At 35.4% G+C, this 22754-nt stretch carries 20 protein-coding genes and 1 pseudogene; 13 read left to right on the top strand and 8 right to left on the bottom strand.

Features of this window, described 5'->3' with window-relative positions; translation table 11 throughout:
• The 3 genes and pseudogenes from BUC31_RS18850 to BUC31_RS18860 all read right to left on the bottom strand — a co-directional run.
• Positions 1-956, bottom strand: a pseudogene (locus tag BUC31_RS18850) (hypothetical protein); the annotation flags it as partial.
• Positions 957-1191: 235 nt separating this feature from the next.
• Positions 1192-2355 carry a T9SS type B sorting domain-containing protein gene (locus tag BUC31_RS18855; protein ID WP_073247369.1) on the bottom strand — a complete coding sequence of 388 codons (1164 nt, stop codon included), beginning with the start codon at positions 2353-2355 and terminating at the stop codon, positions 1192-1194.
• A 1-nt stretch (position 2356) separates the two neighbouring features.
• Positions 2357-5737, bottom strand: coding sequence for a hypothetical protein (locus BUC31_RS18860; protein ID WP_073247191.1), 3381 nt, complete (start codon positions 5735-5737; stop codon positions 2357-2359).
• Between the two features lie 293 nt (positions 5738-6030).
• On the opposite strand from BUC31_RS18860, the gene BUC31_RS18865 reads away from it, so the two are divergent.
• From BUC31_RS18865 to BUC31_RS18890, 6 genes are all read left to right on the top strand, one after another.
• Positions 6031-6777 (top strand): peptidase associated/transthyretin-like domain-containing protein, encoded by a 747-nt coding sequence (locus tag BUC31_RS18865; protein ID WP_073247193.1) that lies wholly within the window; start codon positions 6031-6033, stop codon positions 6775-6777.
• Positions 6767-7540, top strand: coding sequence for a hypothetical protein (locus BUC31_RS18870; RefSeq protein WP_073247195.1), 774 nt, complete (start codon positions 6767-6769; stop codon positions 7538-7540). The genes BUC31_RS18865 and BUC31_RS18870 overlap by 11 nt, the downstream gene beginning before the upstream one ends.
• A 51-nt stretch (positions 7541-7591) precedes the next feature.
• Positions 7592-8098: a DUF6702 family protein gene (locus BUC31_RS18875; RefSeq protein WP_073247371.1), complete on the top strand. Its 507-nt coding sequence runs from the start codon at positions 7592-7594 to the stop codon at positions 8096-8098.
• 57 nt (positions 8099-8155) lie between these two features.
• Positions 8156-10468 (top strand): M1 family metallopeptidase, encoded by a 2313-nt coding sequence (locus BUC31_RS18880; protein WP_073247197.1) that lies wholly within the window; start codon positions 8156-8158, stop codon positions 10466-10468.
• Positions 10469-10560: 92 nt separating this feature from the next.
• Positions 10561-10890 carry a Sec-independent protein translocase subunit TatA/TatB gene (locus BUC31_RS18885; protein WP_243834535.1) on the top strand — a complete coding sequence of 110 codons (330 nt, stop codon included), beginning with the start codon at positions 10561-10563 and terminating at the stop codon, positions 10888-10890.
• 7 nt (positions 10891-10897) lie between these two features.
• Positions 10898-11473 carry a phosphatase PAP2 family protein gene (locus tag BUC31_RS18890; protein WP_073247200.1) on the top strand — a complete coding sequence of 192 codons (576 nt, stop codon included), beginning with the start codon at positions 10898-10900 and terminating at the stop codon, positions 11471-11473.
• Here BUC31_RS18890 and BUC31_RS18895 read toward each other — a convergent pair.
• Positions 11436-12077 (bottom strand): O-methyltransferase, encoded by a 642-nt coding sequence (locus BUC31_RS18895; protein ID WP_073247202.1) that lies wholly within the window; start codon positions 12075-12077, stop codon positions 11436-11438. The two genes, BUC31_RS18890 and BUC31_RS18895, sit on opposite strands and share 38 nt — an antisense overlap.
• 63 nt (positions 12078-12140) lie before the next feature.
• Between BUC31_RS18895 and BUC31_RS18900 the strand changes: the two genes are divergently transcribed.
• The 3 genes from BUC31_RS18900 to BUC31_RS18910 all read left to right on the top strand — a co-directional run bounded on the left by BUC31_RS18900 (position 12141) and on the right by BUC31_RS18910 (position 15210).
• Complete coding sequence (locus BUC31_RS18900) at positions 12141-12611, top strand: GNAT family N-acetyltransferase (RefSeq protein ID WP_073247204.1); 471 nt, start codon at positions 12141-12143, stop codon at positions 12609-12611.
• Positions 12612-12676: 65 nt separating this feature from the next.
• Entirely contained in the window at positions 12677-13945 is a 1269-nt protein-coding gene (gene kynU, locus BUC31_RS18905) for a kynureninase (RefSeq protein WP_073247206.1), read from the top strand.
• Positions 13946-14067: 122 nt separating this feature from the next.
• Entirely contained in the window at positions 14068-15210 is a 1143-nt protein-coding gene (locus tag BUC31_RS18910; RefSeq protein WP_073247208.1) for an MFS transporter, read from the top strand.
• Between the two features lie 18 nt (positions 15211-15228).
• Here the strand turns inward: BUC31_RS18910 and BUC31_RS18915 are convergent, their stop codons facing one another.
• Entirely contained in the window at positions 15229-16389 is a 1161-nt protein-coding gene (locus BUC31_RS18915; RefSeq protein WP_073247210.1) for a peptidase associated/transthyretin-like domain-containing protein, read from the bottom strand.
• A gap of 43 nt (positions 16390-16432) precedes the next feature.
• Positions 16433-17113 carry a hypothetical protein gene (locus tag BUC31_RS18920; protein ID WP_073247212.1) on the bottom strand — a complete coding sequence of 227 codons (681 nt, stop codon included), beginning with the start codon at positions 17111-17113 and terminating at the stop codon, positions 16433-16435.
• A gap of 78 nt (positions 17114-17191) precedes the next feature.
• On the opposite strand from BUC31_RS18920, the gene BUC31_RS18925 reads away from it, so the two are divergent.
• The 4 genes from BUC31_RS18925 (at position 17192) to BUC31_RS18940 (ending at position 19531) form a co-directional block, all read left to right on the top strand.
• Entirely contained in the window at positions 17192-17818 is a 627-nt protein-coding gene (locus BUC31_RS18925; RefSeq protein WP_244534078.1) for an RNA polymerase sigma factor, read from the top strand.
• Positions 17818-18009 (top strand): hypothetical protein, encoded by a 192-nt coding sequence (locus tag BUC31_RS18930; protein ID WP_073247214.1) that lies wholly within the window; start codon positions 17818-17820, stop codon positions 18007-18009. The genes BUC31_RS18925 and BUC31_RS18930 overlap by 1 nt, the downstream gene beginning before the upstream one ends.
• Positions 18010-18030: 21 nt before the next feature.
• A complete protein-coding gene (locus BUC31_RS18935; RefSeq protein ID WP_073247216.1) occupies positions 18031-18864 on the top strand; it encodes a mechanosensitive ion channel family protein in 834 nt (277 codons plus the stop codon).
• A 118-nt stretch (positions 18865-18982) separates the two neighbouring features.
• Positions 18983-19531 (top strand): ClpP family protease, encoded by a 549-nt coding sequence (locus tag BUC31_RS18940; RefSeq protein ID WP_073247218.1) that lies wholly within the window; start codon positions 18983-18985, stop codon positions 19529-19531.
• 154 nt (positions 19532-19685) lie between these two features.
• Here the strand turns inward: BUC31_RS18940 and BUC31_RS18945 are convergent, their stop codons facing one another.
• The gene (locus tag BUC31_RS18945; RefSeq protein WP_073247220.1) at positions 19686-21632 is read right to left on the bottom strand and encodes an OmpA family protein; all 1947 of its coding nucleotides are present in this window, start codon (positions 21630-21632) and stop codon (positions 19686-19688) included.
• 18 nt (positions 21633-21650) lie between these two features.
• On the bottom strand, positions 21651-22553 hold the full coding sequence (locus tag BUC31_RS18950; protein WP_073247222.1) for a PorP/SprF family type IX secretion system membrane protein: 903 nt from the start codon (positions 22551-22553) through the stop codon (positions 21651-21653).
• Positions 22554-22754 lie beyond the last annotated feature (201 nt).

Consider the following 22754-nt stretch of genomic DNA (forward strand, 5'->3'; position numbering starts at 1 on the left):
TCTGAAAGTTCGTTAGTTGCAGAAGTATCCTCGTCCGCAATAATATGGTTATCTATTTTGGTATCTACCGCAGCTATTGCGTTATCGGCATCAAGTTCGTTCTGATCAACATCCGCTCTAATAGCAGTATCGTCATATGCAAGTCCGCTAATATTAGTGCTTACATCGCCACCGGCATCGGATACAGTTAAATTTGTTCCGTCAAAAGAGATTCCTGTATTGAAATCATCTGTAGCATCTGTATCTAAATTTGCAGGTAGGTCACTTAAATCGTTAAAGCTTCCAGAAAAGTCATCGGCAGCATTTTGGTCAAATGCAGATAAATCTACAGTTGTTGCATTTGGGTCATTAGATAAGGTAAGTACGCCCGAAGTATAATTTAAAGTCTGAATTTCATTTTGGTCATCTGCATCTGCATCATCTACATTGATTGCAATAGCGTTACCGTTATCAATACTAATATTCCCAGGTGTATTGTCTGTCTGTAAATTTTGATTGTCTGTACTAACAATAGAAATAATTGTTTCTATTCCGTTTTCGTTGGTATATGTATATGTTCCATCACCATTATCTGCAAGTGTAGATATGGTTTGTGAAGCACCATTAAAGGTTACGTTATTTCCGTTTCCGTCAGAAAGAGTAATGGTTCCATTGCCATTATCCGCAAAAGAGAATGAAGAAGAAGAATTACCATCGCAAAGGTTTGTCCAAATCAATCCGTTATAATAATGCACACATTGGGTGTCGGTATTATAAACCACTGCTCCGTTAAGCGGATTAATTGCTTGCATTTGTGCCGTAGTAAGTCTTGTAAGCACAAGTGCTTTGTCAGAACTTTCTAGCTCAACAATAGAAGCGGAATCGATAATATTTGGGTTTTCGCCAATTTTTACTTGGGCACTTACGCAGAAAGAAAATAGAACAAGAAAAAAGAGTAATTTAATTTTTGTAGACATCTAAATATTGGGGAATATGTTAACATCTGTAAAAATAAAACTAGTCTTGTAGGAAAAATAGAATATGTTGTGTAGCTAGCCAAATATGTTGTTAAACAAGAGAGGTCTTTTGATTTCGGTGTTTAGACGTGTGTTTTAGCGATATAAATTATATATAAATTTTGTAGGAATTCAATACATTAGAAAGATTATTCTTACTTAAATTGAATAATGCTTGATTAACCCTAATGCTTGTTTATCTAGATAAATACAAAAAGCCCTGATAATTTAAGTCTCCTTCAGGAATATAGACGGTATAAAAATAAACGCCCGTTGGTAGTCCTTTTTCTTCACCGAAAGGTACATTGTTCAGATTAGAAAATCCGACAAAATCATTTACGTAGTCTGTCTTTTCGAATACTTTTAATCCGTAGCGATCATAGATTTGAAGAAAGTTACTGTCATATTCTTCTAATTCTTCAATGTAAAAGTTGTCGTTAATACCGTCTCCATTTACAGAGACAAAGAAGTTATCTATAAAAAGTACATCTCTAGATAACGGTTCAAACGGACTTTTAGATGAGCCCAGCGTAATAACTTCATAATCATCTGGGGTAAAAGATTCTGTAGTAACAAAACCTTCGGTTAAAGTACCTACAGGAACACTACCAATTAAATTTACCCAACTTTGAGAGGTTTTGCTCCAACCCACAGGTATGACTTCATCAACGTTGTCTGTTAAACTTTCTAATGAGCTACGAATATTCCAACTTAGAGTTACGGTAGAAGGTATAGAACCTTCCAATCTCCAAAATTCAAATGTATTTACCGATTCAACATCAAGGGCGGTTGTTGCCGTATCATAGCTGCCTAAAGGCGCTGGCGCGTTATTCGGATTTTCAAAATAATAGGCACATTTGGCAAATAAGTTTACGCTCTCAGAATTTATAATCAAAGGTCTTAAATATTGCACATCACCAACCGGGAAACCAAAATTTTGCTGATTGGTAATAGCCGCATACCCTTCAATTTTACTAAAGTCGTTCTCACCACTATAGAATGAATTATCTACGAAATTGTAGAAAATATCCGGTTGGGTTAGGGGAGTAAGAATACTACCAAAGATGAAATTGGTATTATTGGTATTGTCCATACCAAGGTTCAGCTGCATATTGTTCTCTAAAGCAATTTCCATATCATAGAACTGCGGAGTAACATTACCCGAAACGGTCAATAGCTCAGACCCATAAAAACCTGCCAAACCAAGATTATTATCTAAAGGCGATTCATTAATAAGGTTGGTGTGAAATCCAATTTGCCCACCTTCATGTATACGTAAGTTGCCGTTATTGTATAATGCTGTTTGGGCAGAAATAGTTGCCGCAAACAGAAAGAAAAGTATGTGAGTGTATTTTTTCATTTTAATTAATTTGATGCCATAATGCGCCATCGCTTTGAAGCTTCAAAATACCCATTGGTAAAGTTGTTTGGGCTAGATTAGAGCCATCTGCGTTAACATATGAGTCAATGTTGATTGGTGTACCTGTAATATTTTTAAGTACATAAACTCTACCTTTATTATCAGCAGCAGCGGCTGGTAATTCTACGGTAGATGCACCTGGCTCAATAATTATTGTATAATCATTATCCGAAATTGTAACGAGATTTGTGTCATCATTTCTAATATTGGTACTTAAAGATCCTTTTACTTCTAATGTTGAGTTTGGGTTAGTATTTCCGGTTGGTGTAAAGTTACCGATACCAACATTCTGATTGAAACCAATTCTTAACGCTTCGGTTCCATCAGTTGATAAACCTATTTGATCTTGATACGGACTATAAAAACCAGTATTTAAATCATCCGAAAATCTATATGAAGGTGTGCCAGAAGTGCCATCTGAATTTAATAATCCAGAAGTTCTCGTTGAGCCATCAATAGATAATTTATTTACCAAAGGTCTAGTTACTTCCCCTATACTAAGTCTATTATTAGTATTATCCCAATATAAATGAGCATTATTTTCTGTCGGTTCGAAAGTGGTGGGTGCCGCAAAAAAAATTGAACCTTCTACTGTACCTGAATGCCCAGAAATATCTGCTTCCGAAACATAAACCCAATCTGTACCGTCCCATTGTAAAAGTTGTCCCGCAGTTGTCCCGTTGGCAAGCTTTGCAAGTGTTACAGCATCGTCAATAATTTCGTTATTAGTAATTCCATTTTCTGCTACTGCTATAGTATAAGGGTCAACATTAGTTCCTGTACCTGACCTTGTCAATGTTGTGTTGGTAGCTGTCACGTCTGTAATTTCATTACCTATGATTCCATCAATCTCTGTTATTGTTGCAGTAATATCAGCCTCTAAAATATAAACCCATTCAGTCCCATCCCATTGTAGAAGTTGCCCAGTTGCCGTTCCATCTGCCATTTTAGGCAATGTTACAGCACCTGCCGCAAGTTCAGCTGTATCGATTCCCAATGCGGATACGTCCAAGGTTAATGGGTCGGCATTTGTACCTGTCCCAGTAAGTTCTAGAGTTGCATCTGCGACAGCAGAAACTTCGTTACCTATAATACCATCGATTTCCGTTACTGCAATATCTGCCTCAGTTATATATACCCATTCAGTACCGTCCCATTGTAGAAGTTGCCCAGCTGTAGTTCCGTCTGCCATTTTAGGTAATGTTACTGCACCTGCCGCAAGTTCAGCTGTATCGATTCCCAATGCGGATACGTCCAAAGTTAATGGGTCTGCATTAGTTCCTGTTCCCGTAAGTTCTAGAGTTGCATCTGCGACAGCAGAAACTTCGTTACCGACAATTCCATCAATTTCTGTAACTGTTGCTGTGATATCTGCTTCTTGAATATATACCCATTCAGTTCCGTCCCATTGAAGAAGTTGTCCGGCTGCCGTTCCATCTGCCAATTTAGGCAAAGTCACCGCTCCAGCTGCAAGTTCGTCTGTGTCAATTCCAAGTGCAGCAACGTCTAATGTCAAAGGGTCTGCTGATGTTCCTGTTCCTGAAAGTTCTAGAGTTGCATCCGTTGCAGCTGTAACCTCGTTACCGATAATTCCATCAATTTCTGTTATTCCTGCAAGTTCATCAAGTGCAGCTTGCGTAGTGGTTGCTGTTAGACCTGAAGCAGTGCCATCGTAAGGTACTTCGCTAGCATCTTGTTCATCAGTATCCACAAGCCCGCTTCCAGCAAGTTCATCAATAGCAGCCTGTGTTGTTGTAGCAGTTAAACCAGATGTTGTATTGTCATAGTCAACTTCGCTAGCATCTTGGTCAGTACCTCCGCCTCCTCCAGGAGGGAAATTTGCCCATTCAACATCTCCGGCAATTGTTGTGATCAACACTTGGTCTTCGGTTAATACACCAGGTGCAGGCTCAATTTTTATAGGCGTTACTGCTTCATCTTCAATGGCGAATTCACCAATATTATTCATGGTAACATCACCACCTACGGCAACAGGTGTTGGCTCGCTTGCTGCGTTACCAACAAAAATGAATCCATCGTCTAAACTTAGATTTCCTTCTGGTATATCTACAAATCCACCATCGGTTAGCGAAATACGGTTTCCTGCTATAGATAATTGTTGTTCATCTGTATCAACTGTTCCGGCGGGTATGTCTACCCATCCAACCACTCCAGCTGTACTTGTCGTTAAAATTTGTGTATTTGCTGGTGCAGCTGCTGCAGGGGCAATATCGAGGGTAGAAATAGTACCATTTAAAATGTTTGCCGTTCTAACCGAGTTGTCTGCCAACTTAATATTGGTAACTGCATTATTGGCTAATTCTTCAGTGTCAATACCACCTGCGTTTACGTCTAAGGTATAAGGATTTGTATCCGTACCACCCCCAAAACGTACCAAGGTACCATCCGTAGCATTTAAAATTTCATTTCCAACAATACCATCAACCTCTACAGCTGCAGCAGGTAAAGTAATTGTATTGCCATTACTTAAAGTTATTTCGTTTGTGGCAGCATTAATACTTAATTCTTGCAAGTACGTGGATAAATCTAGTGTGTTCTCACCATTCTCAATACTAAGAATATTGTTAGTAAGGTCTAATTGCTGATCGTCAGAGCCAATTAAAGCACCTAAACTAATAGTAGAAACTCCAGCAATGGTAGATTTAGCAATTGTTAGTGTAGTATCTAATTTATTGAATGTTAGATCAAAAAGTCCGTCAGAGTCTTCCCATTGTACAATTCCGTTTTCATCGGTAGTTAACACTTGCCCTGGTGTAAAATTGGCTATATCTGCCGGTGCAATACTGGCATCTCTAATTTCTTCTGATCCAACCGAGTTTTGTCTAAGTTCACTAGAACCTACAGATTCGGCTGCTAGTTTTTCTTGGGTAATAGAATTATCTTGAATATCATCTGGTCCTATACCACCATCAATAATATTATCGCCCAAAATACTATTCTTGGCAACTTCTAAATTAATACTACCTGCAGTTTCGGTAATTTCAATAGTACTTCTGCCATTTATAATAGGGTCGTTGGTAATAGAAAAGTTTACGGCATCACATAAATTAACCCATTGTGTACCATCAAAATAATTAATACACTCGGTATCGGTGTTATAGACCATACCACCACGTTGCGGCGTAATAGCCTCCATTTCTAAGGTGGTTACACGGGTTATTACCAGCACTTTAGAAGTACTTTCAAGCTCTAAAACTGATGAAGCATCTATATTTTGTGGGTTGTCTCCTATTTTAATTTGTGCGAATGCGGTAGGTATCGCTAGTAGTGTAAATAAAATAAAGAAAATTATTGCTTTCATACTTAGTGTCTTAAGACGAGAAAATAGTGATAAACAAAAATAGAATTATCTTCTTAATCCGCTTTATTTATAAGTTGAAATAATAGGGTAATGGGTTAAAGAACATCTAAGGTCGTTGAATGGGATTGTTTTTATATAGAATTTGGGGTTTTGTTAGCCATGATAATTACTATCTACTATGAAGAAATTAACAAAAATTTATTGGCGGGTTTTTTTTTATGAAGATTACAAATCTTTTCTTTATCTTTTGATAGCCCTACGCTTAGGGTATTATTAGTTTTAATAAACACTAAATGACCAAAAAATTACTTTTCTTACTCGTATTATTTACAACAGTATCAGGCTTTTCACAAGATGATATTAGGCAACCATTAAGAGGTTCTGTAATCTATATGAACATTGGCGTACCCAATGAAAATGTGATCAATGCAACTTCTGAACACGCCACGATAACCAATGATCAAGGTTTGTTTCGAATTAATGTAAAGGTGGGTGACCAAATTGTTTTTTCTGCCATTAATTACAACATTAAAGTGGTAACGATTACCGAAGAGATTTTAGCCAACAATCGTTTGGTGGTAGAGGTGAACGAAAAAGTGACGGAGTTAGACGAGGTGGTAATTACCCCAGAACAACAAGAACGTTTTTTAGCGGTAAAGAACCAAGAGTTTAAAGAGTACGAGTACGAAATTGATCGTGGTACAGAGGTAGAAAATATAGCAATGTCTGAGGCAGATAGAGGTATGCAAGACGGTTTGAATTTTGTGAATATTTTTAGGGCTATTTTCAAAGCTCAAGATGAGAAAGCGACTGAAGAAGGGCCTAAATTAAAGGTTAGCGAAGTGCTTAGACAGGTATATGATGATTCTTTCTTTGTGGTAGATTTAAATATACCTCAAGATAAAATAAATGAGTTTTTATTCTATTGTGATGATCAAATGCCAACTAGATCTTTATTAAAAAAGGAAAATGAATTTCAGTTGATCGATTCTTTGGTGGATCACAGTAAGACATTTCTTAAAAATTTAAATGAGGAGTAGAATCCTTGTATTTTTTCTTTTTTCTAGTGCATTTGTATTTGCACAAATAGGTGATTCTAAAAGATTAGAGGGTAGAGTGTATAGTGATGACGGTGACGTTGCTGCAACACATGTACTTAACTTAACTTCACAAAGAGCCACTATTACAGATGAATATGGGTATTTTTCAATACCAGTGAGTGTATTGGATACTTTAGAATTTTCTGCTATTCAATACAAAAAGAAAATTGTAGTGGTCAGCACCACAATTTTTGAAAGTAAGTTGATCTCTGTAGGGCTAGAAGATGCTTTGACCGAATTGGATGAAGTAACCGTAACACCATATAACCTTAGTGGTAATTTGTTGGCTGACCTACCTACTTTAGATTTAGATCCAATAGTTACCGCATCTACTTTGGGGCTACCAAATGCATATGTAAAAATACCGACCAAAGCAGAGCGAGAGCTTAAAGCGGCCACAGGTAACCCAATTATGAGTTTTGATCCCTTAATTAATGCAATTTCTGGGCGTACAAAAATGTTGAAAAAACGGGTAGAACGAAATAAACTTTATGATCGTACAAAGCGTGTAAGAGACTTTTATGCGGATAGTGTATATGTAAAACAGCTATTCATCCCTGAAAGTAAAATAGACGATTTTTTGTATTACTGCGAGGTAGATCCAAGATTTCAACAAGTTGTAGATAACCATAGCGAATTGGAGATTTGGGAGTATCTACGACAGAAAAGTTTACTGTATAGAGAAAATAACGCTTTAGATTAGGCTCCTTAATTTTGGTATATACTTTGTATTAAGATAATGAAACAAAACACTATGAAATTTTTTAAACCGATTTTACTATTATTTATACTTCCCCTTTTTGCATTTACAGGAGCACATAAATTTTACATTAGTGTTACCAATTTAGATTACTCAGAAAAAGATGAAGCTGTACAAATAATTACACGTGTTTTTATAGATGATATGAATGCTGTACTAAAAGAAAGGTATGAGTTTTCTTCTTCATTAGGTACAGATAAAGAATCATCAGTAGATAAGGAGTATTTAGAAAGATACTTACGTACTAAATTCTTAGTAGAGATAAATGGCAAAACAGTGAAGTATGATTTCATAGGTCATAAATACGATTCTGATATGGTCATTTGTTACTTAGAAGTGCCAAATATTCCTCTTGAAACTTTAAAGCAAATTGGTATAACCAATGAGGTTCTGACAGATATATATGATGATCAGCAGAATGTGGTACATATGAAGGTGAATGGCAAGAAAAAGAGCCATGTACTCATAAAATCACGTATTAAAGGAATGTTAAATTTGTAACAAAGATTAAGATATCCCTATAAAAACTTTAATTTTCCCACACTAAATAACTAAGAAATGATAAGAGTAAAGTACGCATTTGCGTCTATTTTATTCCTTTTTGCCGCTGTAACTTTTGCACAAGAGGCGGTTACCAAAGAAAAGGAAGCTGGGCACACCAACCAGAGTAAGTTTAAACAATTATATGAAGAGTTCGCTACGCCGAATACTTATAGGTCGGCTTCGGGTGCTCCTGGTCCTGATTATTATCAGCAGCAGGCAGACTATGTAATGGATATTCGTTTAGATGACAAGGATGCCAAAATATTCGGTACAGAAACAATTACTTACACTAATAATTCGCCAGATGATTTAGAGTACTTATGGGTGCAGTTAGATCAGAATGTTAGAACAAAAGATTCCAAAGCAGCCTTAAAGAATGGTAGTGGTATTCCACTTGGCGATTCACCAGAGAAATTTGTTGGTAATTACATGACCGAGTCTTTTGATGGCGGTTTCAATATTGATTACGTAAAAGATAATTCAGGTAAAGCATTACCATTTACAGTGAACTTCACCATGATGCGTGTAGATTTACCTACACCGCTTAAAAGTGGAGATAAATTTTCTTTTGATATAAAGTGGAACTATAACATACCTGATCATACAGTAAACAGAGCTAGATCTGGATATGAGTTTTTTGAAGAAGACGGAAACAGAGCGTATGTAATTGCTCAGTTTTTTCCAAGAATGGCAGTTTATAATGATGTAGAAGGATGGCAGAACCACCAATTTTGGGGTAATGGCGAATTTGCATTGCCATTTGGTAATTATGAAGTAAACATTACAGTACCTGCAGATCACATTTTAGATGGTACAGGTGTTCTTCAGAACAGAAAAGAAGTTTATACCAAAGCAATGATGAGTCGTTATGAGCAGGCGAAGAAGTCATATGACAAACCTGTTATTATTGTAACACAAGCAGAAGCAGAAGCAGCTGAAAAAGGATTTTCAGAGAAAACAAAAACATGGAAGCTTAAGGCAGAAAATGTTCGTGATTTCGGTTTTGCAACATCAAGAAAGTTCATTTGGGACATGCAAGCTGTTAAGTTAGGTAACAGAGATGTAATGGCGGTTTCAATGTACCCAAAAGAAGGTAACCCGTTATGGGAAGAGTATTCTACAAAAGCGGTTGCACATACTTTAAAGTCTTACTCGTCGCATACTTTTGACTACCCTTACCCTAAAGCAATATCTGTTCATGCTAAGCAACAAGGTATGGAGTACCCAATGATCTGTTGGAACTATGGTAGACCAAATAAAGATGGTAGCTACTCAGATAGAACTAAATACGGAATGATCAGTGTAATTATTCATGAAGTAGGTCATAACTTTTTTCCAATGATCGTAAACTCAGACGAACGTCAATGGGGTTGGATGGATGAAGGTTTAGATACTTTTATGCAGTATATGGCAGAGCAAGAATTTGGTGAAGCATACCCAACTGCAATAGCACCAAATGATAAGTACCCATCTAGAAGAGGTGATCCTGCGAAGATTGTACCTTACATGAGTGGAGATCAAAGTACTATTTCTCCGATTATGTCTAATCCAGAGAATGTATTTCAGTTAGGTCCAAATGCATATGGTAAGCCGGCAACAGCTTTAAATATTTTGAGAGAAACCGTAATGGGGCGTGAGTTGTTTGATCATGCTTTTAAAACATATTCTCACCGTTGGAAGTTTAAGCACCCAACACCAGAAGATTTCTTTAGAACAATGGAAGATGCTTCTGCTGTAGATTTAGATTGGTACTGGAGAGGTTGGTTCTACACCACTGACTATGTAGATTTGGCTGTTAAGGATATTAAAAAATACTATGTAAGCGATACCCCTAACAAAAAAATGAAAGCTTATTTAGCTGAGCGTGGTATTCCAGAATCTAATTTAAGAGCAATGGTTTATTTAGAGGAGTTTGATGATGCAAGTATGATTGCTCCTGAACTTAAAGATAATTTACCATCAGAAACCTCAAAAACTTTAAAGGAGTTTATGATGGATAATATGACTGCAGCAGAAAGAGCAGCGGTTAAAGAGCCAAAGTATTTTTACGAAGTAACATATAACAGTCCTGGTGGTTTACCAATGCCATTGATTGTAGAATACACGTATGCAGATGGTTCTGTAGAGAATGTAACCTATCCTCCAGAAATATGGAGAAAAAATAGCAAAGAGGTAAGTATGGTAATTTCATCTACTTCTGAGTTAAAAGGTGTAAACATAGATCCTAAAATGGAAACGGCAGATATTGATACCACAAACAATAGCTGGCCGAAGAAAGAGCAAGAGAGCGATTTCGATAAAATGAAGGATGGAATTAAAGGAGAATAATTAACAAAATAATTATTAAAAAAAGCCTCGTATAACTACGGGGCTTTTTTAATTTCGATACTAAACTTGTTTATATTTGTAGTATGATTGCTATGTATTCGTTATTTATTAGTGGCGCAGAAATTTTCTTCATTATGTTTATCGTAGTGATGGTTTTTGGTGCCGACAAAATTCCTGATATTGCTAAGGGGTTGGGTAAGGGTATGCGTCAACTAAAAGATGCTACCGAAGATATTAAACAAGAAATTCAAAAGAGTGCAGACAAGCAGGGTATTGATACTAGTTTCGTTACCGATATTAAAAAAGATATCGATGATATGAAAAAAGATATTAGCTCGGGCTTAGGTAGTGATGTTAAGAAACAAATTACCGATGTCAGCAAAAACATCAATGATGTAACAGGCAGTATCAAGAGAAAGTAAATTAGCTATGTTAGATAAGATTTTACAATGGGATCGAGATGCCTTTGTCTATCTTAACAGCTTAGGTATAGAGCAATATGATACCTTTTGGTCAACGGTAACTAAATTTCCACCTTGGATTCCCTTATTTGCTCTTATCATAATCTTATTTTTTATTAAGTTTCCGAAAAGAGAAGCTATAGCTATGATTTTGACCTTATTGGTCATGGTATTATTTGTGGGTACATTAACAGATTTGACTAAAAATGTGGTTGCCAGGCTAAGACCAAATAATGACGAAGAAATAAATACTTTAATTCGTATTCTAAGAAGTCCGTCTGGATTCAGTTTTTTCTCAGGTCACGCTTCATCCTCCTTTTCAGTAATAACCATAACGGTACTTTTTTTAAGACGGAAATTTAAATGGGTATACCTATTTTATTTCTGGCCTATATTATTTGCTATGAGTAGAGTGTACGTGGGTGTACATTTTCCTATAGATTTAATAGTAGGTGCATTGGTAGGTATGATATCGGCTTGGTTGTTCTATAGATTGTATGGGGTACTTATTTCACCCTACTTAAAGTTAAACCATCGCGTATAGGTAGTAATACTGTTTCTAAAAGCGGATGCTCGCTTAGTTTCTTGTTATAGTCTAATAATACTTTAGTAGTAACATCTTTAAGGTCTAACGGCTCAACCACTTTACCAGACCACAATACATTATCAGAAAGTATAACAGACCCAGATTTGGTTTTTGGTAAAACGGCTTCTAAGTATTTATCGTACTGTTTTTTTTCTGCATCAATAAAAATAAGGTCGAAAGTAATATCCATTTTTGGGATAATATCTAGTGCATTGCCCACATGCTGAATAATTTGAGAACCATAATCACTACGATCAAAAAAGGAACGCTGAATTTGTTCTAATTCTGCATTGACATCTATGGTGTGTAATTGTCCATTTTTTGGTAATCCTTCCGCAAGGCATAAGGCTGAATACCCCGTGTAGGTGCCAATTTCAAGAATATTGGTCGGATTCATCAATTTAGAAAGTAAGCTTAAAACACGACCTTGAAAATGCCCTGTAAGCATACGTGGTTGTATGACCTTTAAGTGCGTTTCTCGCGTAAGCTCTTGTAATAATTTAGGTTCAGCTTGTGAATTATCGGCTAAATAGCTTTCTAAAAGAGGAGATAAAAAATGCATGCGTTTCTTTTTGCAAAAATAGGGTTTTAAGCCTTAATTTAATGGACTGAAAAGAGTAGAGCGATGAATAATGAAATTACAATTAGAGAAGCGGTAAAAAGTGATATACCCGTTTTGTTACAACATGAGCAGGAAGTTGTGAAGGCAGAGCGCCCGATGGACCCAACAATTAGAGATAGCGGAGTAAAATATTACGATTTAGATGCTTTGATGGAAAACCCAAGAGCGACTGTTATGGTTGCATGTGATGGCGATAAAATTGTGGCAACTGGTTATGCATTAGAAAAACCGGCAAGAACCTATTTGGATCATAAGACTTTTGCTTACTTAGGTTTTATGTACACCGATCCAGCATATAGAGGTAAGGGTATAAATGGTAAAATTGTAAGTGCTTTGCAAGATTGGTGTACAAAAGCAGGTTTAATTGAAATACGATTGCATGTATATGATGAAAACGATCCTGCCATAAAAGCTTATGAGAAAAAAGGATTTAAAAAACATATGATAGAAATGCGTTTAAGAACAGAATTGTAGTACCCATTTATTGAATAGAGTCTATAGAATTATAGGCTTATGATTACTTTTATATAAAATTAGCTATGGAATTTAAAAATACGTTGGCGTTTGCACAGTCGTTAGATGCGCAAGACAACTTAAAAACATATAGAGATGAATTTATTTTTCCTAAAATCAACGGGAAAGAAGTCATTTATTTTACGGGGAATTCACTGGGATTACAGCCAAAAAGAACCAAGTCATTTGTAGATGAGGTGATGAAAGACTGGGGAGAGCTTGCGGTAGAAGGTCATTTTTATGCAGAAAAACCATGGTGGGATTATCATGAGCGTTTAGCAGCGCCTTTAGCAAAAGTTGTTGGCGCATTAACAGAAGAAGTTTCGGTAATGAATACCTTGACCGTAAACCTTCATTTGTTGATGGTTTCTTTCTACAACCCAACAAAGAAGAGATTTAAGATTCTGTGTGAAGAAAAGGCTTTCCCTAGCGATCAGTATATGTTTCAAAGTCAGGTTCGCTTTCATGGGTTAGACCCAGAAGAAACCATTGTTGAGATAAAGAAACGTGATGGAGAACATCATTGGAGAACAGAAGATATACTTGCAAAAATAGAAGAGCTAGGTGATGAGCTAGCACTTGTTTTAATAGGCGGAGTAAATTATTACAACGGACAGGTGATGGATATGGAAACCATTACCAAAGCTGGAAAAGCCGTTGGAGCCAACGTTGGTTGGGATCTTGCGCATGCTGTAGGTAATGTAGAATTGAAACTTCATGATTGGGATGCTGATTTTGCATCTTGGTGTAGTTATAAGTACATGAACAGTGGACCAGGTAACGCATCTGGAATTTTTGTAAATAAAAAACACTTGAACAAAAAAGATATTCAACGTTTTGAAGGTTGGTGGGGAACTAAAAAAGAGACCCGTTTTCTAATGAAGCCAGAATTTGAACCTATGGATAATGCAGATGCTTGGCAAATAAGTAATGTGCCTATTTTATCTGTAGCACCTTACTTGGCATCATTGACCATGTTTGAAGAAGTGGGTATGCAAAAGTTGATTGAAAAGAGAAAGTTAATCGTTTCGTATTTGGAATATATTTTACACGAAATAGATAAAGAAGTAGATAGTTCTTTTGAAATTATCACTCCCGAAGATAGAGGTTGTCAGCTGTCTGTGTTCTTACACGGGCAAGGAAAATCTTTGTTCAATTATTTAATGGAAAACGGCGTAGTAACCGACTGGCGCGAACCAAACGTAATTCGTTTGGCACCAGCACCTTTTTATTCTACCTATGAGGATATGTACCGTTTTGGACAAGTTCTAAAAGCAGGAGTTCTAGCAAATTAAAATTTTCTAGAGAATAGAAAATAGTAAGATGTTTTTTAATATTCAACCAACAACCAACAACCAACAACCAACAACCAACACCTGTGCTGAGCGTAGCCGAAGTGACCAACAACCAATTCTAGATGAAGTCATTACGATTAATTTTAGGGAATGCTAAATACTTCGGTCCCTCGTGGGTTTTGGCAAGTATTAATATTCTATTTGGTACATGGGCAATCTATATACCTGCAGTAAAAGAATCATTGGCGATAAGTAAATCTGAATTAGGAATTGCTATTTTCTTTTTGGCTTTGGGGGTGTTTACTGTTTTTCCATTTGCTTCTGGTATTGTTAATAGGATAGGCGTAGGTAAAACCACTTTTTATGGTGTGTTATTAAGTTGCGCAGCTGCAATGTTACCGTTGCTAGCTCCTAATTACTATGTATTAATGGGAGCTTTATTTCTCTTTGGGGCAGCAAACGGAATTACCGATATTTCGATGAATACCTTGGTGACGGAGATTGAGAAAAAAGATAAAGTGAAATTTATGGCAGCTTCACATGGTTTTTTCAGCCTAGGTGGAGTATTGGCAGGTTTGGGTAGCTTTTTAATTGGTCCGTTATCAAATCCTGTTTTGCATATGACTATGGCAGTATTGCTGGTTTTGGTAGTCAATTTAAAATTTAGGAACTATTATTTTAATGAAATAGCTGAAGAAATAGAAAATGAGCCATTTAGTTTTGGTTTGCTAAAACCATTATTGCTATTAGGACTTATTTCTTTTATGGCAATGGGCAGTGAAGGCGCTATTGTAGATTGGAGCGGATTGTATTTAAAAGAAATTGCACTAGCACCAGAAGCCCTTTGGGGATTAGGATTTTTAGGTTTTCAAGTTACCATGACTTTGGGTCGCTTTTTAGGTGATGGTATCAGTGATAAAATTGGTTCGGTTAAAATAGTCGCGCTAGGGGCTATTCTCGCAATATTAGGTTATTTTCTAGTTCTTACAGGAAATATCTATTTCAGCATCATTGGCTTCGCCCTAAACGGATTAGGATTTTCAGTAATGGTGCCCGAAGTATTTAGAATAGGAGGGAATGTAAAAGGAATAGATTCTTCTAAAGGAATTGCATTTATTGCAGGAGCAGGATATGCTGGGTTTTTATGTGCCCCACCAATTTTAGGTTTTTTGGCAGAGCATTATAGTTTAAGTAGAAGCTTTGTAGTACTGCTAGTATGCGCTTTCTTAATTCTATTATTTACATTCTTGTTAAAAAGAAAATAAACATAAAACTCTTTATGTTTAATTTTTAAGATTACTACTAATTTTGAAATCGTTTTGTGGGTCTTGTACTTTTTCTATGAAGGCGGTCATTTCATCAGTTAAAAGCAATTGATTCTGTTCGTTCCAATAGCTAGGGTTGTATGGGTAGTCTAACTTAAAAAGATCTCTACTGGCATTTGCATTCTTAGTAACTTTAAAATTCCCAAAATTATCTGAGGTCGTTAAAATTACGTTGAGGTCATGTTTTCCTTCGAATGATTTCTCTTCGTCAGTAGTAATAACTGAAAGTTTAATATTTCCGGAATTAAGATAGTATAAACCCGTTTTTGAGTCTTTTTTAAAGAACACATGCCTATTTATGTAATTGGTTTTGTAAAACAGCCATTTATTGTTATTAAACTTAGACTTTTTAAAAAACATTTCAATTTTAAATTCTTTGACAGCAAGATTGCTATTTTCTAAAATGTAGTATCCTTTAATATCTGTTGAATCTGAAGTTTTATTGAACTCAACTTTAGTATTCTCCCCATTATTATATTTATGTTCAGTGATATCATATTTTGATTCGGTGATTTTAATATCAGTCAGATCTTTTTTTAGAGATTTTATTGAAGGGAAAACCAAGTAGGCATTTTTATCATCGGTTTTTAAACCTAACTTTCTCATATTAGTTAGTTCTACAATAAAGTCTTTTTTTGATTCCTTAATTGTATCATCTGTGAACATGTTCTTGATAGATAGCTTTCCTGTAATATCTTCAATTCTATGCATCTCTCCGTTATATTTGGATATTGCACGGAGCATAAATTTTTCACTGTAGGGTTCATTGCTGTAGTTTGTGTTCAGCGATTCATATACTTCTTGTAAAATTGATTTTTGATTTGTAACCACTACCTCATCTAGTTCTAAAATACTCTTTTCTAGAAATATCGTGTCTTTTAAGTTGCTAAAACTAGCTTTGATTGTTTGATACCCAGGTCTATAAATAACAGCAGAATCTATAGTTGAGGTAAATTGAAAACGCCCGTCAGCATTTGTCATCGTATGGTCTTTACTATTGTAAATACCAACAAATTCTAATGGAGCATTATCTGCACTATCTACAACAATGGCACTGGTGCTGTGTTGGGCATAGCCAAAAAAAGAAAAAAGAAATAGTGTGAAAAGTGGAAATTTCATAATTGGTTAGTTAGTTCTGAACAATATCAAACTCCGTACCGAATTATTTCACCTCAACACCTGTAAAGAAAAGAGAGAAATCAGCATCTGGTCTTTTATGCATCCTGCTAATGTTCAATCCGTTTATCGTTTTATAGTCTTCCCAGCTGGTAGTCATGTTAGGTTCAGACTGATTTTCTTTTCTGTACACCCATTCTTTGATGATAAAATCGTCGCCAAAATAATAGTCGTAAGCATCACCGGGCGTGTAACCGCCATCATTTGAATATACCGTAGTCAATTTATGCATGGTAGTTTTACTGATTGGAGCTTCTGCACCTTCGGTATGTTTAAACGTAAAACTTTTTTGATCCCAAACCAATTGGTAAGGAGCCAGTAGCCAGAATTTATCATTTACAAATCCGCCATCTGTTGCCGTCATGGTACTATCTACCGTTTTTCTGTTATAGGTGATGGTATCTTGTCTGGTCATCATGGTAACTTCGTTAGATGATGTTTTCCACAACCAAGTGCGTTCAAAGTGCTCGTCATCTCTATCTACATTAAAGGTAAACTTGATACTTTGTACATCTTTCCAGTTTTCAAATCCGTTTGCATTTGCGATTTTTTCAAGAACTGTCAAATGCGTATCTTCGCCAAGAGCAATTTTAAGCTTTTTTTGGTCGGTTTTACATGCTGTAAGAACACTTGAAATAAGAATGGAAAGAATAATTAATTTTTTCATTTTCAGCAGATTTTCAAGTAAATATATCAATTACGGTATCTTTAACCTACTTTTATTTTTTGTAAACCATCTATCAAAGTGACATTTCTTAAAAAGCTATGTTTTATTATTATTGGAAACCAATTCAATGAAAAAACGGTTTCTAGTGGTAAAAACGAAGAATATACCGATTTAGAGTTGGTAGAACGCATTGTATCTAACAATGATTCTATGCTCTTTGGTGTGCTCTATGATAGGTACTCAAAATTAGTTTACAATAAGTGCTTGGGGTTTTCAAAATCGAATAAAGAGGCAGAAGACCTAACCCAAGATATTTTTCTAATGTTATATGTTAAGCTTGGTTCTTTTAAAGGGAATTCAAAATTCTCTACCTGGTTATATTCTTTTACCTATAATTTCTGTGTCAATTATGTCAATAGAAATAAGGAACGGAGAATCGACGATAATTCAGTGAAATTTGATGTGCATGAAGATGTGCCAGTTGAGGTAACCGATGATTTGTTATTGCAAATGCAAGTTGATAAACTTAAAGAAGCATTAGAACTTATTGCTCCAGAAGATAAGACGATATTGTTGTTGAAATATCAAGATGGAGCATCAATAAAAGAATTGGAAGATATTTTAGAGCTTAAATCAAGCGCTATTAAAATGAGGCTGAAGAGAGCTAAGGCTAAGGTTACTGAAATGTATAAAACTCTAAACTGATGTTAGAACAGAACCAAAATCCATTTAAGAATTTAGACGGGGACCTAAAAGATGTTCCGCCAGAGCTACGTAAAAAAGTTATGGACGATGTTGCTACGGCTAAATTGATTATGGAATTATCGGATCTGTTTACGGGTAGTTTTGCCTCAATAATAGAGGGAATGTTGCAGACGAAATCTAAAAGAGAATAAAAATAAAGTAGAACAAGTTATATGGATACAGTTGATAAGTGGAAAGACCTCACCTTTGAATCATTAAGTAATATATTCAAAGATATTGCCTCTGCATTGCCAGGAATTTTTGGAGCATTCATCGTTATTATTTTTGGTTGGATAATTATTAAGGTAGTCACCTTTGTTTTAAAAAGAATATTTAAAGCCATCAAATTAGATAAAGCTTCTGAAAAAATTAATGAGGCAAAACTGTTTGGTGATGCCGATATCAAAATAGATTTACCTAAGATAATTATCACTTTTATAAAGGTTTTATTGTGGTTGGTATTTATAATCGTTGCCTCAGATATTATGGGCTTAACTATTATATCAACTGAAATTGCCAACCTATTAAGATACTTGCCAATATTGTTGTCGGCGATGGTAATACTAATGTTAGGGTTGTTTTTAGCCAAAACAATCAAAGAAACAATTATTAAAGTATTTGATTCAATTGGTCTTGGCGGTGGTAAATTGTTAGGTAATGTTTTATTTTATCTAATTATCATATTTGTTAGTATTACTGCATTGAACCAAGCAGGTATAGATACACAGATTATCACTAATAACTTTACTATTGTACTAGGTGCTTTCTTATTGGCAATTGCATTGGCATTAGGCTTAGGGTCTAGAGAAATTGTAGGTGACCTATTAAGAACATTCTACTCAAGAAAGATTTATGAGGTAGGGGATAAGGTTAAAATAGGAGATTTACAGGGTACAGTAATCGGTATTGATAATATTTCAATGATACTGAAAACAAAATCAGGTAAGGTTATTATCCCTATTAAAAAGGTAGTAGAAAAAACAGTTACGGTAGAAGAACAATCCTAATAGAAAATTAACGTTTTTCATTTAGTAAGAGCAGATATAGTAATAATTGAAAATGTTATTGCTACGTATGTTTATGAATTAATTCATTAATTTTGTTAGAGATAAATAAACTTAAAATATGAGTGCTAAAAAAGGAAAAATTCAGGAAGCCATAGATGAGAAAATGCTGGAGGAAAGAAAAGTCTTTCTTTGGGGTATGGTTGATGACGATTCTGCAAAACATGTAATTGACAGGTTGTTATATCTAGATATGCAGAGCGATAAAGAAATTCAATTATATATTAATAGTCCGGGTGGTTATGTTACTTCTGGTTTTGCAATGTACGATACTATAAAAGCATTAAAGAGTCCGGTTTCAACAATCTGTACCGGTTTAGCGGCATCAATGGGTTCTATCTTATTATCAGTAGGTAAAAAGGGAAGAAGATTCATTCAGCCACATGCTCAGGTAATGATTCACCAACCAAGTGGCGGTGCAAGAGGTCAGGCTTCTAATATTGAAATACAAGCTAGAGAAATTATAAAGACCAAAGAGTTAAGTGCACAAATATTAGCAGATAACTGTGGTCAAGATTTTGACAAGGTTTTGAAAGATTTTGATAGAGATTATTGGATGAATGCAGAAGAGTCTATTAAATATGGTATCGTAGACGGTATTATGGAATAGATTACAGTAGTCTATAAAAATTAAAAAGTCCTTTGCCAAAATGGTAAAGGACTTTTTTGTGGTTGGTAGTTAATTTTGGATAATAAAGTATTATCCGGTTCTTATCTTAAAGAGATAAGGTTGTTGTTGAATTTATGAGGTATTCGTAAAAAAATTATTTAGATGCCAATACACCTTTTTTAATCTGTAATATCGGGAATTCCGTTCTTCGGTTCAGCTCTAATTCTTCAGGAGTACAATCTTCTTTACTAGTACATTTATTGATAGGTACACGCTTGCCAAAGCCTTTATAAGAAACAATTCTATCTTGAGATACTCCGTTTTCAATGAGGTACTCATATGTAGATTTCGCCCTTCTTTCAGAAAGGTCATCATTGTATTCGTGACTACCTACGGGATCGGTATGTGCTTCTAGCTTAATAATCATATCTGGGTAGGTGTTATTCATAACACGAACTACTTTATCTAATTCTCTTGCTGCATCTGGTCTTATATCACTTTTATTAAAATCGAAATATATTTTATTAAGTCCCGCTAATAATTTTAAATCAAGAACAGGTTCAAGAACAATGTCCTGTCGCATTATTTTTTGAGCCTTTGGTGTTTTTGACGTGTTAAAGTAAACGTTTTTATGAGGGTGGGTTTTTCTAACCGCCTCTATCATATAGTTTGTTTTTCTATTAACGGGGAATCTGTAGTAACCGTTTTCATCTGTCATCGTCTGCGCTACCATTGTGTTGGTAACTTGGTCAAATAATTTAATTTGAACACTATCTAGCATTTGGTTGTTTACGCCATCTACAACATAACCTTCAACATCTAATGCAGGTGTAAATTTAAATTTATAGATATCATCGCTACCTACACCACCTTCTCTATTAGAACTTACATAACCATCTAATCCGTTAGGTAAACCGTAATATGCAAAATCGTCACTAGAACTATTAATAGGTGTACCTAAGTTAATAATGTCAATAACCTTACCGTCTTCATTAGAGATCGTTGAGAAAACGTCTAATTGACCAAAACCAACATGACCATCTGAACTGAAGAATAATTTACCTTCTTCGTTTATGAACGGAAACATTTCGTTGCCTTCCGTATTTACAATAGGTCCGGCATTAATAGGTTCTTGTACACCGCCACGCTCATGAATTTCTGCATAGTAAATATCGGTACCACCATAACCACCAGGTCTATCCGATGCAAAGTAAATGCGTGTTCTCGCAAGATTTACAGACGGATGCCCGGTGGAATAGTAGTCACTATTAACCCTAAGGTTACTGTTTTCTTCCCACTTACCATCAATAAATTTGGCAGTGTATATTTTTAAATTTATTTCGTTTGATACGCCATACCCTGCTTTCTTGTCATAGAAGTTATTTCGGGTAAAATACATGATAGTATCATTCTTGTAATCTGTAGAAAAGGCTACAGAGCTTTCATGGTATTTTGTATTGATATCTCCTTTTACCCTTTTAGGTTCAGACATTGGGTTATCTTCTTGTACTACAAAAAGATCTAACCAAGGTTCATTGTTCCAACCATAACTTTCACCTGTTACAGCATCTCTTCTTGAAGAACCAAAGTACAAGTTTCCCATAAATCTGTATACACCAAAATCGCTGTCAGTAGAATTGAAGGCGACAGGTTCAACTTCGTAACGTTGTCTACTGTTAAACACTACAGAAGCTAAGTTGCCATCTTGTAAAAATCGCTTGACACGAGAATCGTTCTTATTGTATTTTTTATATTTTTTCAACCAAACTTCAGACTCCTCCATATCGCCATTGGCGTATAAAGCCATGGCATATTTAAAATAGTAATCTGTTGGTAAGGTGGCATTGTTTATTACAGCGCTAAAGTGAGGAATAGATTTTTTATAGTCGCGTATTAATAAATAACATTCTGCTAATTGCTGATGTGCATATTCAGCGTTGAAATCTGTCTCTACCATTCGTTCATACTCAGGTATGGCTAAAGAGTAGGAGAATTTACTGAAATAGTAATCAGCCTTTTTTTGTGATGCTACCTGTGCAATTGATAGCTGAGCTACTAATAAAAGCAGCATTAATACCACAATATTTTTATAATTTTTCATCTTATCGATTTTAAATTATTAGAAATATCTAGGAGACTTAACAGGTCCTAACACCTTTTTTGTAAGTTCATAGATTAATATAACTTCGTGTGTGCCACCGGTATAAGGTCTTACTGCTGAGGTAGGTAAATCATAAGCATAACCAACTCTAAAATCTCTAGACACCTGGTAGTCCATCATAGCACCAAAGTTTGATGCATCGTTTACACGGTAAGAAGTACCGATCCAAAACTTTTCATTGAATAAAAAGTTAATAGTGAAATCGTACGTTGCCGGGGCACCATTGGTAAATTTTGTGATGACTGTAGGTTTAAATTTAGTAGTCTCAGATAAGTCGAAAACCAAACCACCAATTGCGTAATAACTATTTCGTTCTATAGCTTCAAACTCCCCATCATTTAAATCTGTATTCAGTATTCTAGGTGATGATACACCAGCGTACCATCTGTTAGAGCCAATATAAAAACCAGCTCCGAAGTTAGGATTGATACTATTAAAATTTGCGTTGAAAAACTGATCGTTAGGATCAGGGTTTTCTAAGTTGTAACTGGTGAAACCACCTTTTAGTCCAAAACGCATATTAACTTTTTGACTTACTGGAACCGTATAAGAGAAATCACCATAAAAATAGTTAGTGCTTTCAAAACCTAATTTGTCATTGATATAAGATACGCCGATACCTACTCGTTCGTTTTTCATTGGTGAATGAATAGATAAGGTACTAGTTCTTGGGTTACCTTCTAAACCTGCCCATTGGTTTCTATGCAAAATAGTTGCATTCAATGTTTCTCTACTACCGGCATACGCTGGGTTAACAGAAATAGTGTTATACATATATTGCGTAAACTGAGGTAGCTGCTGTGCGCTTACAAAGGCACCTGTTAAAAGTAGAATGGCTAAAAGTAGATTAGCTTTTTTCATGGTTGTGTTTGGGTTTAGCTTTAAAGGCTATGTATTAATGTATAAGTAGGTTATCTTATTGGTTACAAATTTAATAGCTGTTCTTAAGTATTTAAAAAATAACGGCTGACACCCCAGATTATTCGTTCTGAAACAGCATTTTCGTTCAATAGATGTATTTATCGGATGAACTAAAATAGGTCTGTAAAAGGCTTGTATGTA

The organism is Maribacter aquivivus (assembly GCF_900142175.1).
In the GTDB taxonomy this organism is placed as follows: domain Bacteria; phylum Bacteroidota; class Bacteroidia; order Flavobacteriales; family Flavobacteriaceae; genus Maribacter; species Maribacter aquivivus.

Excerpts from the sequence above, each read along its gene's own strand:
- kynU (WP_073247206.1), top strand. The coding sequence starts at position 12,677 with ATGGAATTTAAAAATACGTTGGCGTTTGCACAGTCGTTAGATGCGCAA.
- BUC31_RS18870 (WP_073247195.1), top strand. The coding sequence starts at position 6,767 with ATGAGGAGTAGAATCCTTGTATTTTTTCTTTTTTCTAGTGCATTTGTA.
- BUC31_RS18915 (WP_073247210.1), bottom strand. The coding sequence starts at position 16,389 with ATGAAATTTCCACTTTTCACACTATTTCTTTTTTCTTTTTTTGGCTAT.
- BUC31_RS18945 (WP_073247220.1), bottom strand. The coding sequence starts at position 21,632 with ATGAAAAATTATAAAAATATTGTGGTATTAATGCTGCTTTTATTAGTA.
- BUC31_RS18855 (WP_073247369.1), bottom strand. The coding sequence starts at position 2,355 with ATGAAAAAATACACTCACATACTTTTCTTTCTGTTTGCGGCAACTATT.
- BUC31_RS18930 (WP_073247214.1), top strand. The coding sequence starts at position 17,818 with ATGTTAGAACAGAACCAAAATCCATTTAAGAATTTAGACGGGGACCTA.
- BUC31_RS18900 (WP_073247204.1), top strand. The coding sequence starts at position 12,141 with ATGAATAATGAAATTACAATTAGAGAAGCGGTAAAAAGTGATATACCC.
- BUC31_RS18935 (WP_073247216.1), top strand. The coding sequence starts at position 18,031 with ATGGATACAGTTGATAAGTGGAAAGACCTCACCTTTGAATCATTAAGT.
- BUC31_RS18880 (WP_073247197.1), top strand. The coding sequence starts at position 8,156 with ATGATAAGAGTAAAGTACGCATTTGCGTCTATTTTATTCCTTTTTGCC.
- BUC31_RS18885 (WP_243834535.1), top strand. The coding sequence starts at position 10,561 with ATGTATTCGTTATTTATTAGTGGCGCAGAAATTTTCTTCATTATGTTT.
- BUC31_RS18860 (WP_073247191.1), bottom strand. The coding sequence starts at position 5,737 with ATGAAAGCAATAATTTTCTTTATTTTATTTACACTACTAGCGATACCT.
- BUC31_RS18895 (WP_073247202.1), bottom strand. The coding sequence starts at position 12,077 with ATGCATTTTTTATCTCCTCTTTTAGAAAGCTATTTAGCCGATAATTCA.
- BUC31_RS18920 (WP_073247212.1), bottom strand. The coding sequence starts at position 17,113 with ATGAAAAAATTAATTATTCTTTCCATTCTTATTTCAAGTGTTCTTACA.
- BUC31_RS18940 (WP_073247218.1), top strand. The coding sequence starts at position 18,983 with ATGAGTGCTAAAAAAGGAAAAATTCAGGAAGCCATAGATGAGAAAATG.
- BUC31_RS18890 (WP_073247200.1), top strand. The coding sequence starts at position 10,898 with ATGTTAGATAAGATTTTACAATGGGATCGAGATGCCTTTGTCTATCTT.
- BUC31_RS18875 (WP_073247371.1), top strand. The coding sequence starts at position 7,592 with ATGAAATTTTTTAAACCGATTTTACTATTATTTATACTTCCCCTTTTT.
- BUC31_RS18910 (WP_073247208.1), top strand. The coding sequence starts at position 14,068 with ATGAAGTCATTACGATTAATTTTAGGGAATGCTAAATACTTCGGTCCC.
- BUC31_RS18950 (WP_073247222.1), bottom strand. The coding sequence starts at position 22,553 with ATGAAAAAAGCTAATCTACTTTTAGCCATTCTACTTTTAACAGGTGCC.
- BUC31_RS18865 (WP_073247193.1), top strand. The coding sequence starts at position 6,031 with ATGACCAAAAAATTACTTTTCTTACTCGTATTATTTACAACAGTATCA.